General features: G+C 52.7%; 12 protein-coding genes. 6 read left to right on the top strand and 6 right to left on the bottom strand.

Annotation, left to right across the window (positions count from 1 at the left end):
• Positions 1 to 6 precede the first annotated feature (6 nt).
• From uraA to C2U53_RS28820, 3 genes are all read right to left on the bottom strand, one after another.
• The gene (uraA, locus tag C2U53_RS28810; protein ID WP_104446832.1) at positions 7 to 1,296 is read right to left on the bottom strand and encodes a uracil permease; all 1,290 of its coding nucleotides are present in this window, start codon (positions 1,294 to 1,296) and stop codon (positions 7 to 9) included.
• Between the two features lie 95 nt (positions 1,297 to 1,391).
• Positions 1,392 to 2,018, bottom strand: a complete 627-nt coding sequence (gene upp, locus C2U53_RS28815) for a uracil phosphoribosyltransferase (protein WP_003037929.1) — start codon at positions 2,016 to 2,018, stop codon at positions 1,392 to 1,394.
• A 182-nt stretch (positions 2,019 to 2,200) separates the two neighbouring features.
• Entirely contained in the window at positions 2,201 to 3,631 is a 1,431-nt protein-coding gene (locus tag C2U53_RS28820; RefSeq protein ID WP_042999849.1) for a 6-phospho-beta-glucosidase, read from the bottom strand.
• Between the two features lie 262 nt (positions 3,632 to 3,893).
• Here C2U53_RS28820 and purM point away from each other — a divergent pair, with 262 nt between their 5' ends.
• From purM to ppx, 4 genes are all read left to right on the top strand, one after another.
• On the top strand, positions 3,894 to 4,931 hold the full coding sequence (gene purM / locus C2U53_RS28825) for a phosphoribosylformylglycinamidine cyclo-ligase (protein WP_044256983.1): 1,038 nt from the start codon (positions 3,894 to 3,896) through the stop codon (positions 4,929 to 4,931).
• The gene (gene purN / locus C2U53_RS28830; protein WP_044328044.1) at positions 4,928 to 5,569 is read left to right on the top strand and encodes a phosphoribosylglycinamide formyltransferase; all 642 of its coding nucleotides are present in this window, start codon (positions 4,928 to 4,930) and stop codon (positions 5,567 to 5,569) included. The genes purM and purN overlap by 4 nt, the downstream gene beginning before the upstream one ends.
• Before the next feature lie 188 nt (positions 5,570 to 5,757).
• The gene (ppk1, locus tag C2U53_RS28835) at positions 5,758 to 7,824 is read left to right on the top strand and encodes a polyphosphate kinase 1 (RefSeq protein WP_042999847.1); all 2,067 of its coding nucleotides are present in this window, start codon (positions 5,758 to 5,760) and stop codon (positions 7,822 to 7,824) included.
• Positions 7,825 to 7,828: 4 nt separating this feature from the next.
• Positions 7,829 to 9,370 carry an exopolyphosphatase gene (ppx, locus tag C2U53_RS28840; RefSeq protein WP_042999846.1) on the top strand — a complete coding sequence of 514 codons (1,542 nt, stop codon included), beginning with the start codon at positions 7,829 to 7,831 and terminating at the stop codon, positions 9,368 to 9,370.
• A gap of 7 nt (positions 9,371 to 9,377) precedes the next feature.
• Here ppx and C2U53_RS28845 read toward each other — a convergent pair whose 3' ends face one another.
• The gene (locus C2U53_RS28845; protein ID WP_042999845.1) at positions 9,378 to 11,618 is read right to left on the bottom strand and encodes a sensor domain-containing phosphodiesterase; all 2,241 of its coding nucleotides are present in this window, start codon (positions 11,616 to 11,618) and stop codon (positions 9,378 to 9,380) included.
• 348 nt (positions 11,619 to 11,966) lie between these two features.
• Here C2U53_RS28845 and C2U53_RS28850 point away from each other — a divergent pair, with 348 nt between their 5' ends.
• Positions 11,967 to 12,158: a YfgG family protein gene (locus C2U53_RS28850; protein WP_042999844.1), complete on the top strand. Its 192-nt coding sequence runs from the start codon at positions 11,967 to 11,969 to the stop codon at positions 12,156 to 12,158.
• A gap of 112 nt (positions 12,159 to 12,270) precedes the next feature.
• Here the strand turns inward: C2U53_RS28850 and guaA are convergent, their stop codons facing one another.
• On the bottom strand, positions 12,271 to 13,848 hold the full coding sequence (gene guaA / locus C2U53_RS28855; RefSeq protein ID WP_044264876.1) for a glutamine-hydrolyzing GMP synthase: 1,578 nt from the start codon (positions 13,846 to 13,848) through the stop codon (positions 12,271 to 12,273).
• A gap of 67 nt (positions 13,849 to 13,915) precedes the next feature.
• Positions 13,916 to 15,382: an IMP dehydrogenase gene (gene guaB / locus C2U53_RS28860; RefSeq protein ID WP_042999842.1), complete on the bottom strand. Its 1,467-nt coding sequence runs from the start codon at positions 15,380 to 15,382 to the stop codon at positions 13,916 to 13,918.
• A gap of 161 nt (positions 15,383 to 15,543) precedes the next feature.
• Here guaB and xseA point away from each other — a divergent pair, with 161 nt between their 5' ends.
• On the top strand, positions 15,544 to 16,914 hold the full coding sequence (xseA, locus tag C2U53_RS28865; protein ID WP_042999841.1) for an exodeoxyribonuclease VII large subunit: 1,371 nt from the start codon (positions 15,544 to 15,546) through the stop codon (positions 16,912 to 16,914).
• The last annotated feature ends 6 nt before the right edge of the window (positions 16,915 to 16,920 follow it).

The raw sequence follows: 16,920 nt of genomic DNA on the forward strand, positions 1-16,920 counted from the left end.
CCCATTTTACGGCTTCGGCGTATCCGCATCTTCCGCGTCCAGCACCACTTCTTCCGGGCGCAGGACAGAAATCAGCTTGAAGATCAGGCTCAGACCGATCCCAACGATCGTCGCCAGCGCCATTCCTTTCAGCTCCGCCGCGCCAATGTGCACTTTCGCGCCGCTGACGCCAATGATCAGAATGACAGAGGTCAGGATCAGGTTCTGCGCTTTGTTGTAATCCACTTTCGATTCAATCAGCACGCGAATACCGGATGCCCCGATCACCCCGTACAGCAGCAATGACACCCCACCCATCACCGGTAGCGGAATGATCTGGATCGCCGCCGCCAGTTTACCGACGCAGGACAGCAGAATCGCGAAAATCGCCGCGCCGCCAATTACCCAGGTACTGTAAACACGGGTGATTGCCATTACACCAATGTTCTCACCGTAGGTGGTGTTGGGCGTGGAGCCAAAGAAGCCAGAAATCACCGTCGACAAACCGTTGGCAAACATCGAGCGATGCAGGCCCGGGTCGCTAACCAGATCTTTTTTGACGATATTCGCCGTGACCACGAGGTGACCGACGTGTTCGGCAATCACCACCAGCGCCGCAGGCAGAATAGTCAGAATGGCGAACCACTCAAAGCACGGCGTGTAGAAGGTCGGCAGCGCAAACCAGTGCGCCTCGGCAATCGGTGTGGTATCAACCACGCCCATCGCAAATGACAGTGCATAACCTGCCAGTACCCCAATCAGGATCGGGATAATCGCAAGGAAACCACGAAACAGCACCGAGCCAAACACGGTCACCGCCAGCGTCACCATCGAGATAATGATGGTCTTCGAATCCGCAGATTGTCCTTCCGCAGGCAGCAATCCAGCCATACCAGCGGCCACGCCTGCCAGTTCAAGACCGATGACGGCAACGATTGCGCCCATTGCCGCAGGAGGAAACATCACGTCCAGCCAGCCGGTTCCCGCTTTCTTGACAATGAAAGAAACCAGGCAGAACAGCACACCACACATGATGAAGCCGCCCAGCGCCACTTCGTATCCCAACGGCAACAGCAGCAGAACCGGTGAGATAAACGCGAAGCTTGAACCTAAATAGGCAGGAATTTTTCCTTTACAGATAAAGAGATACAGCAAGGTCCCGATCCCGTTGAACAACAGAACGGTAGCCGGGTTGATATGAAACAGAACTGGCACCAGCACGGTTGCGCCAAACATGGCGAACAGGTGTTGCAAACTAAGCGGGATTGTCTGTAAAAGTGGCGGTCTTTCACTCACCCCGATAGCACGGCGCGTCATAGTGTTTTCCTCTGAGTGTGTTTGTTATGAATCGTTGAGTTGTTTTATTCAAAAAAAAGCCGACTCTTAAAGTCGGCTATTTATCAGTTATTCACTTACTTCGTACCAAAAATCTTATCGCCGGCATCACCCAGCCCCGGAATAATGTATCCGTGCTCGTTCAGGCCCTGGTCGATCGACGCGGTGTAGAGTTCCACATCCGGATGCGCTTTTTCCAGCGCGGCGATCCCTTCCGGGGCCGCCACCAGCACCAGCACTTTGATGCTGCTGCAGCCCGCTTTTTTCAGCAGATCGATAGTGGCGATAACAGAACCCCCGGTTGCCAGCATCGGGTCGACGATCAGCGCCATGCGCTCGTCGATATTGGATACCAGCTTCTGGAAATACGGGACCGGCTCAAGCGTTTCTTCGTTGCGGTACATGCCGACCACGCTGATACGTGCGCTGGGTACGTTTTCCAGCACGCCTTCCATCATGCCCAGACCGGCACGCAGGATAGGTACAACGGTAATTTTTTTGCCTTTGATTTGATCCACTTCGACCGGACCATTCCAGCCTTCAATGGTTACTTTTTCGGTTTCCAGGCCCGCAGTCGCTTCGTAGGTCAGCAGACTGCCTACTTCCGAGGCGAGTTCACGAAAGCGTTTGGTGCTGATATCGTTCTCACGCATCAGACCCAGCTTGTGTTTGACGAGTGGGTGTTTGACTTCCACGATCTTCATACTCTTCTCCTTTCCTCAGACGAGTGGCAACCACAAAAAAAATCGCCGGATTATACCGCTTTTCCTCTCTGGCGCAACATAACGTATGCATGACCTGGATCAAGCAAAGTAGTATACGTTTGGGTGATGAGTATAAAACACGCCCCGCATTCTGTGCGGGGCCAAGTATCAAGTGGCTGAAATCAGAGGGATTCACCGTTACTTTTTATCACCTGCTGATACCAGGCGAAAGATTTCTTACGACTGCGCGCCAGCGTCCCACTACCGTCATTATTTTTATCAACGTAGATAAACCCGTAGCGTTTTTTCATCTCTCCCGTTCCCGCAGAAACCAGATCGATACATCCCCACGGCGTGTACCCCATGAGATCCACGCCATCCTCTTCCACCGCTTTTTTCATTTCACGAAGATGTGCCGCCATATACTCGATACGGTAGCTGTCATCCACGGTGCCGTCAGGCAACTGAACATCAATCGCACCAAACCCGTTCTCAACGATAAACAACGGCAACTGGTAGTGATCCCAGAACCAGTTCAGCGAATAGCGCAATCCCACCGGATCAATCTGCCAGCCCCAGTCCGATTTCTGTACGTAGGGATTGGAGACCAGACTTTTGCTCTCGTCATAATCGAGTTGCGGGTTATCGTCTGTCGCTTTGGTGACAAACGACATGTAATAGCTAAAACCGATGTAGTCGACGCAGCCTTCGGACAGAGCAACACGGTCTTCTTCCGTGATATCGAGGTCAAACTCGCGGCGCGTAAAATAGTTGAGAATATGCTGCGGATATTTCCCCCGCACATGCACATCGGTAAACCAGTAGCGACGGTGCATGGCGTTCATCGCCATCATCATGTCGTTTGGCGCACAGGTCAGTGGGTAGATGGGGCACATGGCGATCATGCAGCCGATCTGCAATGCCGGGTTAATTTCTCGTGCCGCCTTCACCGCCAGCGCACTGGCCACCAGTTCATAGTGCGCCGCCTGGTACATTACCGGTTCACGATCTTCACCTGGCTGATACTTCAGGCCGGAGTTCGTGAACGGTGCAAAATCCTCATGGTAATTGGCCTGGTTGTTGATCTCATTGAAGGTCATCCAATACTTCACTTTGCCCTGATAGCGGGTAAAGACGACCTTCGCAAAGCGGACAAAAAAGTCGATCAGCTTCCGGTTGCGCCAGCCGCCATACTCCGTCACCAGATGGTAGGGCATCTCGAAATGCGACAGGGTAATTACCGGTTCAATGCCATACTTCAGGCATTCATCAAACAGATCGTCGTAAAATTGCAGTCCCGCCTCGTTTGGCTGCGTTTCATCCCCAAGTGGGAAAATGCGCGTCCAGGCAATGGACGTCCGGAAACATTTAAAGCCCATTTCAGCGAAAAGCTTAATGTCTTCTTTGTAGCGATGATAAAAATCGATCGCCTCGTGGTTAGGGTAGTTTTTGCCGGGCAGCACGCCATCGGTAATTTCTCGCGCCACGCCATGAGCGCCCGCCGTCATGACGTCAGCAACGCTGATCCCTTTTCCGCCTTCCTGCCAGCCGCCCTCAAGCTGATGAGCGGCGACCGCCCCGCCCCACATGAAATTCGCGTTAAATCCAGACATAGTTTCCCTCGTTAATTTGCTATGACAAAACAGAAACCGGTTTCAGTATGATACTGAGCAATCCCGGCACTGCTTTCAAGGGTGAAACTGAACCCGGTTTCATTTTCGTGGTTCAGGTCATAAAAACACCGCGCCGCGGAGAAAATGCAGCAAATCTCGACAGATAAAAACGGATGCAACACAGGCTCGCAAACGTTTGCTTTCCCTGCTAGAATTGCGCCGAATTTTACTTTTACCGTAAGAAAACGTGGGGAACCAGGCAGTGACCGATAAAACCTCTCTTAGCTATAAAGATGCCGGTGTTGATATTGACGCGGGTAATGCTCTGGTGGATCGAATCAAAGGCGTAGTGAAGAAAACTCGCCGCCCGGAAGTGATGGGTGGTTTGGGTGGCTTCGGTGCGCTGTGCGCATTGCCGCAAAAATATCGTGAACCAGTGCTGGTTTCCGGTACTGATGGCGTCGGGACAAAACTGCGTCTGGCGATGGATCTGAAGCGTCACGATACCATCGGCATTGATCTCGTGGCGATGTGCGTCAACGACCTGGTCGTTCAGGGTGCTGAGCCGCTGTTTTTCCTCGACTACTACGCCACTGGCAAACTGGATGTGGATACCGCAGCCAGCGTGATTAACGGTATCGCCGAAGGCTGCCTGCAATCCGGCTGCGCGCTGGTCGGCGGGGAAACCGCTGAAATGCCGGGGATGTATCACGGTGAAGATTATGACGTCGCGGGTTTCTGCGTCGGCGTGGTCGAAAAATCAGACATCATTGACGGTTCCAAAGTGGCCGATGGCGATGTGTTGATTGCACTGGGTTCCAGCGGTCCGCACTCCAACGGTTACTCACTGGTACGTAAAATTGTTGAAGTCAGCGGCTGCGATCCAGAAACGACGGTTCTGGAAGGCAAACCGTTGGCCGACCACCTGCTGGCGCCGACCCGCATCTACGTGAAATCGATTCTGGAATTGATTGAAAAGGTTGATGTGCACGCTATCGCGCACCTGACCGGCGGCGGCTTCTGGGAAAACATTCCGCGCGTACTGCCGGACAACACGCAGGCGGTGATCGATGAATCCTCCTGGCAGTGGCCAGCTGTTTTTAACTGGCTGCAAAGCGCCGGCAACGTCAGCCAGCATGAAATGTATCGTACCTTTAACTGCGGCGTCGGCATGGTCATTGCTCTTCCGGCGGCAGAAGTAGACAACGCCCTTACCCTGCTGAAGGCAAAAGGTGAAAAAGCCTGGAAGCTCGGCGTCATCAAGGCTTCCGATTCCGCGCAGCGCGTGGTTATTGAATAATGAATATTGTGGTGCTTATTTCCGGTAACGGAAGCAATTTGCAGGCGATTATTGATGCCTGCAAAGAGAAGAAAATCAACGGCACCCTGCGGGCAGTATTCAGCAACAAGGCCGACGCGTTCGGCCTTGAGCGTGCCAGAAAAGCGGCAATCCCGGCCCATACGCTGACGGCGGATCAGTTTTCCAGCCGTGAAGCATTTGACCGCGAGCTGATCCTTGAGATCGACGCGTATGCGCCTGACGTGGTGGTGCTGGCCGGTTTTATGCGCATTCTGAGCCCGGCGTTCGTCGCGCACTACAACGGTCGACTGCTGAATATTCACCCTTCCCTGTTGCCCAAATATCCCGGTTTGCACACCCACCGTCAGGCGCTGGAAAACGGCGATGAGGAACACGGCACCTCGGTCCACTTTGTCACTGACGAGCTCGACGGCGGACCGGTCATTTTGCAGTCCAAAGTTCCGGTTTTTGAGGGCGATGACGAAGATGAAATCACCGCCCGCGTTCAGGTTCAGGAACACGCCATTTACCCGCTGGTCGTCAGTTGGTTTGTGGACGGACGGCTGAAAATGCGCGATAACGCCGCCTGGCTGGACGGTGTTCGCCTGCCGCCACAGGGCTACGCTGCCGACGAGTAAAAACGGTGCCGGATAACGGATGTCATCCCTTATCCGGCCAGCGCTTCTCTTCAGACCTCCAGTCCCCCTTCCCCTTTGCGATCAGACGGTTTATTGTCATATTTTTCTGGCACAGTTGGACATCTGAGCGCAATGCTCGCCATAATAATCAGGCAGTGTCCCGTGAATAAAACGGAGTATAAGTATTAATGGGTCAGGAAAAGCTTTATATCGAGAAAGAGCTCAGCTGGTTAGCGTTCAACGAACGTGTGCTCCAGGAAGCCGCGGATAAATCAAACCCGCTAATTGAACGGATGCGTTTCTTAGGCATCTATTCCAATAACCTGGATGAATTCTACAAAGTTCGCTTCGCAGAGCTCAAACGTCGCATCATCATCAGCGAAGAACAGGGTTCAAATTCACATTCTCGCCACCTGTTAGGCAAAATCCAGTCCCGCGTACTGAAAGCCGACCAGGAATTCGATGGCCTGTATAACGAACTGCTGCTGGAGATGGCGCGTAATCAGATCTTCCTGATCAACGAGCGTCAACTGTCAGTCAATCAGCAAAGCTGGCTGCGCCACTATTTCAAACAGTATCTGCGCCAGCACATCACCCCTATTTTAATTAACCGCGAAACGGATCTGGTACAGTTCCTGAAGGATGACTACACCTATCTGGCAGTCGAAATTATTCGCGGCGACACCATTCGCTATGCGCTGCTGGAAATTCCGTCTGACAAGGTTCCACGCTTTGTGAATCTGCCGCCGGAAGCCCCGCGTCGCCGTAAACCAATGATCCTGCTGGATAACATTCTGCGCTACTGTCTGGACGACATCTTTAAGGGCTTCTTTGATTATGACGCACTGAATGCCTATTCCATGAAGATGACCCGTGACGCCGAGTACGATCTGGTGCACGAGATGGAATCCAGCCTGATGGAGCTGATGTCCTCCAGCCTGAAACAGCGTTTGACCGCCGAGCCGGTGCGTTTTGTTTATCAGCGCGACATGCCTAATGCACTGGTCGAAGTGCTGCGCGAGAAGCTGACGATTTCACGCTATGACTCTATCGTTCCCGGCGGGCGTTATCACAACTTCAAAGATTTCATTAACTTCCCTAATGTCGGCAAAGCCAATCTGGTGAATAAGCCGCTGCCGCGCTTACGCCATATCTGGTTTGATAAAGAGAAGTTCCGTAACGGATTTGACGCCATTCGTGAACGCGATGTGTTGCTTTACTATCCGTATCACACCTTTGAGCACGTTCTGGAACTGCTGCGCCAGGCCTCGTTTGACCCGAGCGTGCTGGCAATCAAAATCAACATCTACCGCGTGGCAAAAGACTCGCGGATCATCGACTCAATGATCCACGCCGCCCATAACGGTAAAAAAGTGACCGTTGTGGTGGAGTTACAGGCACGATTTGATGAAGAGGCCAACATTCACTGGGCGAAACGCCTGACGGAAGCGGGCGTGCATGTCATCTTCTCCGCGCCAGGCTTAAAAATTCACGCCAAGCTGTTCCTGATTTCGCGCAAAGAAGGCGAAGAGGTGGTGCGTTACGCCCATATCGGCACCGGTAATTTCAACGAAAAAACCGCGCGTCTGTATACCGACTATTCGCTGTTGACCGCCGACGCGCGGATCACTAACGAAGTCCGTCGGGTGTTCAATTTTATCGAGAACCCGTATCGCCCGGTGACGTTTGATTATCTGCTGGTCTCGCCGCAAAACTCGCGCCGCCTGCTGTATGAGATGATCGATCGTGAAATCGCCAACGCTCAACAGGGACTCCCCTCCGGCATCACACTGAAACTGAATAACCTGGTGGACAAAGGGCTGGTCGATCGGCTGTATGCCGCCTCCAGCTCAGGTGTACCGGTCAATCTGTTGATTCGTGGTATGTGCTCGCTTATTCCGAATCTGGAAGGTATCAGCGATAATATCCGCGTCATCAGTATTGTGGACCGTTATCTTGAGCATGACCGGGTGTATATCTTCGAAAACGGCGGCGATAAGCAGGTCTATCTCTCTTCCGCCGACTGGATGACGCGTAATATCGACTACCGCATTGAGGTGGCGACGCCGCTGCTTGATCCGCGCCTGAAGCAGCGGGTGCTGGATATTATTGACATCCTGTTCAGCGATACGGTAAAAGCCCGCTACATCGATAAAGAACTGAGTAATCGCTACGTGCCGCGTGGAAACCGCCGCAAAGTGCAGTCGCAACTGGCTATTTACGACTATATCAAATCACTCGAGCAATCTGACTAACGCTATGCCAATACATGATAAGACCCCACGACCGCAGGAGTTTGCGGCGGTCGACCTCGGTTCAAACAGTTTTCACATGGTGATTGCCCGTGTGGTGGATGGCGCCATGCAGATTATCGGTCGCCTGAAACAGCGCGTGCATCTGGCGGATGGTCTCGGCGAAGACAACATGCTGAGCGAAGAGGCAATGGAGCGCGGGCTAAGCTGCCTGTCACTGTTTGCTGAACGTCTTCAGGGGTTCGCCCCCTCCAGCGTGTGTATTGTCGGTACCCATACGCTTCGTCAGGCGCAAAACGCCACCGATTTTCTCAAACGAGCGGAAAAGGTTATCCCCTATCCGATCGAGATCATTTCCGGCAATGAAGAAGCGCGTCTGATCTTTATGGGCGTAGAACATACGCAACCGGAAAAAGGCCGCAAGCTGGTCATCGACATTGGCGGCGGCTCGACGGAGCTGGTCATTGGGGAAAACTTCGAACCGAAGCTGGTTGAAAGCCGTCGTATGGGTTGCGTCAGTTTTGCCCAGATCTATTTCCCCGGCGGCGTCATCAGCAAGGAAAACTTCCAGCGTGCCAGAATGGCGGCGGCGCAGAAGCTTGAAACCCTGACCTGGCAATTCCGTATTCAGGGCTGGAACGTTGCGCTGGGGGCCTCTGGCACCATCAAAGCCGCGCACGAAGTGCTCTTAGAAATGGGCGAGAAAGACGGGTTCATCACCCCAGAACGTCTGGACCGACTGGTAACCGAACTGCTGCAACACCGCAGTTTCGAGTCGCTAAGCCTGCCGGGGTTATCTGAAGAGCGAAAAGCGGTCTTTGTTCCAGGTCTGGCGATTTTATGCGGTGTCTTTGATGCGCTGGCGATCCGCGAGTTACGCCTTTCCGATGGTGCGCTGCGCGAAGGCGTGCTGTACGAAATGGAAGGTCGCTTCCGCCATCAGGATGTCCGCAGTCGCACCGCCAGCAGCCTGGCGAATCAGTACAATATCGACAGCGAACAGGCGCGACGCGTGCTGGAAACCACGATGCAGATGTATGACCAATGGCAAACGCAGCAGCCGAAGCTGGCGCATCCGCAGCTTGAAGCGTTGCTGAAATGGGCAGCGATGTTGCATGAGGTTGGACTGAACATTAATCACAGCGGCCTGCACCGTCACTCGGCGTATATCCTGCAAAACAGCGATTTGCCTGGTTTTAATCAGGAGCAGCAAACCATGATGGCCACGCTGGTTCGCTACCATCGTAAGGCGGTGAAGCTGGACGATCTCCCCCGTTTTACGCTGTTTAAGAAGAAGCAGTTCCTGCCGCTCATTCAGCTATTGCGTCTTGGCGTACTGCTGAACAACCAGCGCCAGGCCACGACCACACCGCCTACGCTGACGCTCATCACCGATGACAACCACTGGACCCTGCGTTTCCCTCACGACTGGTTCAGCCAGAACGCGCTGGTTTTGCTCGATCTGGAAAAAGAACAGCAATACTGGGAAGCGGTGACCGGCTGGCGTCTGAAAATTGAAGAAGAACGCTCACCGGAAATCGCCGCGTGAAGCACACTCAGGTGCCAGTCACTGGCACCTGCTCTTTCAGCGTGTCGCTTAACGGCTGCGGCACACCGATTAAATATCCCTGCATATAGTCAATCCCCAGAGAGATCGCGGCATGGCGAATCTCCTCGCTTTCGACAAATTCAGCGACCACCTGCATTTTCTTCATACGCGCCAGATGACAGATTGAGGCCACAATCTGATAGTCGAGGCTATTCGAAACGATATTGCGGATGAAACTACCGTCAATCTTCAGAATATTGGCGTTAACGTTTTTCAGCCTTGCATAACTGGCGTAACCCGTACCGAAGTCATCAATAGCGATTTGGCAGCCCAGTTGTTGCAGATTTTGCAGCGTTGCCTCCGCCTGTCCGGCATTCATCAGCGCCTGACTTTCTGTCACTTCAAATATCAATTGCCAGGCTTCGATCTGGTATTTGCTCAGCAGTTTGCTGATATCCTGCGCAAACCTGGCCCGACAGACCGAGGACGCCGACAGGTTAAGCGCAAAGCGACGGGCAGGCATCTGCGCACGATTCTCCGCCATAAAGCGTAACGTGTGTTCGATAACCCAGAGATCAATTCTCGAGGAGAGACCAAACTCATGCGCGACGGGCAGGAAGGCATCAGGGTTGATCATGCCACCGTCATCATCCAGCAATCGCAGTAAAATCTCATGATAAACATCGCCGCGAAGCCCTTCGATTGGCTGCGCCATCAGACAAAAACGGTCATGCTCCAGCGCATGCTGTAACCTGTTCATCATTGCGACTTTGTCTCGCAGATTACGCTGCATGTTCATCGCACCACTACGCTCTAAATTTTCCGGCGTGTTGGTCATGATGGACAGCTCAGCCGTCGTGCTCAACTCCCCCAGCAACAGGTAAATGTGATTTACCGGGGAACGCACATAGCAATAGCTCATCCCCACCTGTGGCTGGAACGTCATGCCATCCCAGACAAACCGGAACATCTTGATATGCTCATCCAGATCGTCAATGCGTTGCTGATGTGACTCTGTATTTAAGCGTAGCAGCAGGTCAGGCCCGGACATTTGGTAAACATGCTCATCAGGACCCAACTTTTCGGCAATCCAGTGGGAGAGCTGTTGCTTGTACTGGATACGCAGCATTATTCCGTAATTTTTCACGAGAAACTCGAGTTCAGGAACGCGCAGAAAGCACAACGCAGACCAGGGCGTATTTCTCAGCGCGCGGTTGAGCGCACGAAGATTGGGAAGATGGACAACCGGATCAAGAAACGCAAGCCGTCGGGCACGACTGCTCACAATCCGCTGACGCGTCGCCAGCACCGCCATGTAATTCACAATAAAAGAAAAAACCAGGAAACTGGAAGAGGTAATCGCCAGTTGTACATCGTAACCTGAATAATAGGGCGTATAGCTTCTGTAATTATGGATCGCAATAATTAAAACTGGCGCCCATAGCAGTGATATGAATCGATAGCCATAACGCATCGCTCCCCATAACATAACCGGGAGTAATAACGACATAGTATAGTTCGTGCTGAATATGGAACTATTTTCATTCAGTGGCATACAAAGCAAAGACATTAAAGCGGACAATACCAGCAACCAAATAATGATCTCTTTTTGCGAGGCCTTGGCATCAAACTGTAACTTTAATTGCGAATAATAGCCGCGTAAATGTAGCGGGTTACGAATAACGCGAATAATAAAGTAGAAGAGCGGTACACCAATCAAATTGCCCACCAGAATACCCTGGTAGTTTATTAATGCGTTGATGTTAAATGGTGTTCCCCCCATTAAGCTCAACTTGCTTTCATACAACCCCACAAAGGCTGCGAACTGGAAAAGCACCAGAAATAGCGTTGCGGGGCAAAAAACTTGCCAAAAAATGCGGGGGAAGACCAGCTGCGCGTCACCATGCGAGATGTTGTTACGTCGGGGCGTAAAAACACGGTAACCGCCCCAGCTGAGCACGACAGCAATAAGAAAATGCGCAATAACAGGCAATGTTTCCGCCAGACCTACCTGCGGATATTTGCGAATAAAAACCGCCAGAACAATACCGGGTAATGCCGCCCAACCGAAAAAAATCATCAGGCTCATCATGAGTGATAACGGTAAGTAGAAAAGGATGACATCCCCGGTGGCCACATGCGCATAGGTATTCGTATGGCTCACGAGCGGTAAAAACAGGGAAGGCAAAATCAGAGGCAGTCCCCACCACTTATCTCTGATTGCAATATAAGTTTTATTCAGTCGCATAGACGCTCAGCGGAACCCCTGGATCCTTAAGGGGTGAATCAGACAGGCATCCCACCTGACGTCAAAATTAAGATGAAAAACTCACCATACATGTCGCACAGATTTTAGTTATCAACGGGAAGTTATTTTTGACGTATATCAAATAATTCCGTCCCCATTAATCAATTATTACCTTTATTTCACGGTGTTATCATTCTCATATTATTAATGTAAATAATATCATTATTCTTCATAACAACGAGATATGGTTCAACTGACGCAATTTTACATAATCAAGAATTGACCCGCCTGACACAGTGTGCCTTAATGTATCTATCGCCCGTATGGGCATCCCTTAAGGAACCTTTTGTGAGTCAGGCAACCAGTATGCGAAAACGACATCGATTTAACAGTCGCATGACCCGTATCGTATTGCTTATCAGCTTTATCTTCTTTTTTGGACGTTTTGTCTACTCTTCTATCGGCGCCTGGCATCATCATCAGGACAAAAAAGACGCGCAACAGTCTACTCTGTCTGTCGAAACGCCTGCTCAACGTTAATCCTGTTATTTCAGACAGACGCCATTTGGTCTTTTATACGCCCAAATAAAACAAAAACCCCCTGTCTAAACAGAGGGTTTTGTCGATTATCCGTCAGTGACGTGTGGGGATATTATTCCCACTCGATCGTAGCTGGCGGCTTACCGCTGATGTCATACACGACGCGGGAAATGCCGTTCACTTCGTTGATGATGCGGTTAGACACACGGCCCAGGAAGTCATACGGCAGGTGTGCCCAATGCGCGGTCATGAAGTCGATGGTTTCAACCGCACGCAGAGAAACCACCCAGTCGTATTTACGGCCATCGCCCATCACGCCAACAGAGCGAACCGGCAGGAACACGGTGAACGCCTGACTCACTTTGTTGTACAGGTCGGCTTTGTGCAGTTCTTCAATGAAGATAGCGTCCGCACGACGCAGCAGGTCGCAATATTCTTTCTTCACTTCACCCAGCACGCGCACGCCCAGACCTGGTCCCGGGAACGGGTGACGGTAGAGCATATCGTACGGCAGGCCCAGTTCCAGACCAATTTTACGCACTTCGTCTTTGAACAGCTCTTTCAGCGGCTCAACCAGACCCATCTTCATCTCTTTAGGCAGACCACCTACGTTATGGTGAGATTTGATGACATGCGCTTTACCGGTCGCAGAAGCGGCAGATTCGATAACGTCAGGATAGATGGTGCCCTGCGCCAGCCATTTCACATCTTCCAGCTTCAGCGCTTCTTCGTCGAAGACTTCAACAAAAACGCGGCCAATGATCTTACGTTTCGCTTCCGGATCGTTCTCGCCTTTCAGCGCGGTCAGGAAACGATCTTCAGCCGGAACATGAACAATGTTCAGACCAAAGTGATCACCGAACATATCCATCACCTGCCCGGCTTCATTCAGACGCAGCAGACCATTATCGACGAAGACACAGGTCAGGTTTTTACCGATCGCACGGTGCAGCAGCATCGCCGTGACGGAAGAGTCCACGCCACCGGAAAGGCCGAGGATCACTTTGTCATCGCCAACCTGCTGGCGGATACGCTCAACGGCGTCGTCGATGATTTTTGCCGGCGTCCACAACGCTTCACACTGGCAGATATCGCGGACAAAACGCTCCAGCATACGCATCCCCTGACGGGTATGGGTCACTTCCGGGTGGAACTGAACGCCGTAGAAGCGTTTTTCTTCGTTCGCCATAATGGCAAACGGGCAGCTTTCGGTGCTGGCAACGGTGACGAAGTCGGACGGAATTGCCGTCACTTTATCGCCGTGGCTCATCCACACATCCAACAGCGGTTTGCCGTCAGCGGTCAGGGAGTCTTCGATACCGCGAACCAGCGCGCTGTCGGTTACAACTTCAACCTGCGCGTAGCCGAATTCACGCTCAGTCGACCCTTCAACATGACCGCCCAACTGCATCGCCATCGTCTGCATGCCGTAGCACACGCCGAAGACCGGAACGCCGGCTTCGAAAACGTATTGCGGTGCACGTGGGCTGTTGTCTTCCGTGGTGCTTTCCGGGCCACCGGAAAGAATGATACCGCTAGGATTAAACTCGCGAATCTGTGCTTCAGTTACATCCCACGCCCACAGTTCACAGTAAACGCCCAGTTCACGTACGCGACGTGCAACCAGTTGTGTGTACTGCGATCCGAAATCAAGGATGAGAATGCGATGCTTGTGAATATTGTCTGTCATTGACGCTAATTCCGAGGCAAGTGAAACAATAACAAAACGCCCGGTTAAAACCGGGCGCGGAAACTTATCAGGAGCCCATACGGTAATTCGGGGACTCTTTGGTGATGGTCACGTCGTGAACGTGGCTTTCCTGAATACCCGCACCACTGATACGTACGAATTCCGCTTTAGTACGCAATTCGTCGATAGTACCACAGCCGGTCAGCCCCATACAGGAGCGCAGGCCGCCCATCTGCTGGTGAATAATCTCTTTCAGGCGGCCTTTATAGGCAACGCGGCCTTCGATACCTTCCGGCACCAGTTTGTCTGCGGCGTTATCGCTCTGGAAGTAACGGTCAGAAGAGCCTTTGGACATTGCGCCCAGAGAGCCCATGCCGCGGTAGGATTTGTAGGAACGGCCCTGGTAAAGTTCGATTTCACCCGGGGATTCTTCCGTGCCCGCCAGCATGGAACCCACCATCACCGCGCTTGCACCAGCCGCGATAGCTTTGGCGATATCGCCAGAGAAACGGATACCGCCGTCAGCGATAACGGGAATCCCCATCCCTTCCAGCGCTTCAACAGCATCAGACACTGCGGTGATCTGCGGAACACCCACGCCAGTCACGATACGAGTGGTACAGATGGAACCAGGGCCAATACCCACTTTCACCGCGCTCACGCCCGCTTCCGCCAGGGCACGAGCCCCCGCGCCGGTCGCCACGTTACCGCCAATGATTTGCAGATCCGGGTATTTCGCACGGGTTTCACGAATGCGCTGTAAAACACCTTCAGAATGGCCGTGAGAAGAATCAATCAGCAGCACGTCAACACCTGCCGCGACCAGCGCATCAACACGCTCTTCGTTGCCAGCGCCTGCGCCAACCGCAGCGCCAACGCGCAGACGGCCATGCTCATCTTTACAGGAGTTCGGCTTACGTTCAGCTTTCTGGAAATCTTTTACGGTGATCATGCCGAGCAGATGGAAGCTGTCATCAACAACCAGCGCTTTCTCAACGCGTTTCTCGTGCATTTTTGCCAGCACGACGTCACGCGCTTCGCCTTCGCGAACGGTGACCAGACGCTCTTTCGGCGTCATGTAAACGCTGACCGGTTGGCTCAAATCGGTGACAAAACGCACGTCACGACCGGTGATGATCCCAACCAGCTCATTGTCTTCGGTCACGACAGGATAACCTGCAAAGCCATTGCGTTCAGTCAGTTCTTTCACTTCACGCAGGGTAGTCGTCGGCAGAACGGTTTGCGGGTCAGTTACTACGCCAGATTCATGTTTTTTCACGCGGCGGACTTCTTCTGCCTGACGCTCAATCGACATGTTTTTGTGGATAAAACCAATGCCACCTTCCTGTGCCAGTGCAATCGCGAGGCGCGCTTCAGTCACGGTATCCATCGCTGCGGAGAGCATAGGAATGTTCAGACGAATCGTTTTCGTCAACTGCGTGCTGAGGTCAGCAGTATTCGGCAGAACGGTGGAATGAGCGGGAACGAGGAGGACGTCGTCAAACGTCAAAGCTTCTTTAGCAATACGTAGCATGGGCAATATCTCTAACCTGGGGGTGGATAAATATTGCCGTGGCATTATACAGAGCGTAATCGGTTGCATCCACACTTTTTTGCAAATAATGCTTGCGCTCCTGCTCAGGCGGGTTACTATCGATTGAATAACCTGCTGATTTAGAATTTGATCCCGCTCACATGTTATCCTCTCAGACCTCCGCAATTTTTACTGTTAGCCGCCTTAATCAGACGGTTCGTCTGCTGTTAGAACAGGAAATGGGACAGGTCTGGATCAGCGGCGAGATTTCCAATTTCTCACAGCCGTCATCGGGGCACTGGTACTTCACGCTAAAAGATGACACGGCACAGGTTCGCTGTGCCATGTTCCGCAACAGTAATCGTCGGGTGACCTTTCGCCCCCAGCACGGCCAGCAGGTTTTGGTTCGCGCCAATATCACCCTGTACGAGCCGCGCGGCGACTATCAGATTATCGTCGAAAGCATGCAGCCTGCCGGTGAAGGTCTGCTCCAGCAAAAGTATGAACAGTTAAAAGCTAAACTGCAGGCTGAAGGGCTTTTTGATCAGCAGCATAAGCAGTCACTTCCCTCTCCCGCCCACTGCGTGGGGGTGATTACCTCGAAAACCGGGGCCGCACTGCACGATATTCTCCATGTTCTGAAACGTCGCGATCCCTCTTTACCGGTTATCATCTATCCGACCGCCGTCCAGGGTGACGACGCACCGGGACAGATTGTCCGTGCAATCGAACTGGCGAATGCGCGCCAGGAGTGTGATGTCCTGATCGTCGGTCGCGGCGGCGGTTCGCTGGAAGATTTATGGAGTTTTAACGACGAGCGTGTCGCACGGGCTATTTTTGCCAGCGCGATTCCGGTAGTCAGCGCCGTCGGCCATGAAACGGACGTCACCATTGCCGATTTTATTGCCGACCTGCGTGCGCCGACGCCTTCGGCCGCCGCTGAAATGGTCAGCCGCAATCAGCAGGAGTTGCTGCGTCAGATCCTGTCTGCACAGCAGCGTCTCGGCATGGCGATGGATTACTTTCTGGCGAACCGCAGTCGTCGATTCACTCAGATTTATCATCGCCTGCAACAGCAACATCCGCAGTTGCGTCTCGCTCGTCAGCAGACGGCACTGGAGAGGTTGCATCAGCGTATGAACGTGGCCATCGACGGCCAGTTGAAGCGCACCAGCCAGCGGCAATCCCGTCTGCTGCAACGCCTGAACCAGCAAAATCCGCAGCCACGCATTCATCGTGCGCAAACCCGCATTCAGCAACTGGAATATCGTCTGGCGGAGAATGTGCGTTCCCGTCTGAGCGCCACGCGGGAACGCTTTGGCAACGCAGTTACCCACCTGGAAGCGGTCAGCCCACTCTCGACCCTGGCGCGTGGTTACAGCGTCTCTACGGCCACCGACGGCAAAGTGCTGAAAAAAGTGACACAAGTGAAAGCCGGTGATGTGATGACGACCCGGCTGGAAGACGGCTGGGTAGAAAGTGAAGTCAAAAGCATAACGCCGGTGAAAAAACGCGCGCGAAAAAAAGCCTGACATCAG

This window comes from Citrobacter sp. CFNIH10, from assembly GCF_002934585.1.
Classification (GTDB): domain Bacteria; phylum Pseudomonadota; class Gammaproteobacteria; order Enterobacterales; family Enterobacteriaceae; genus Citrobacter_A; species Citrobacter_A amalonaticus.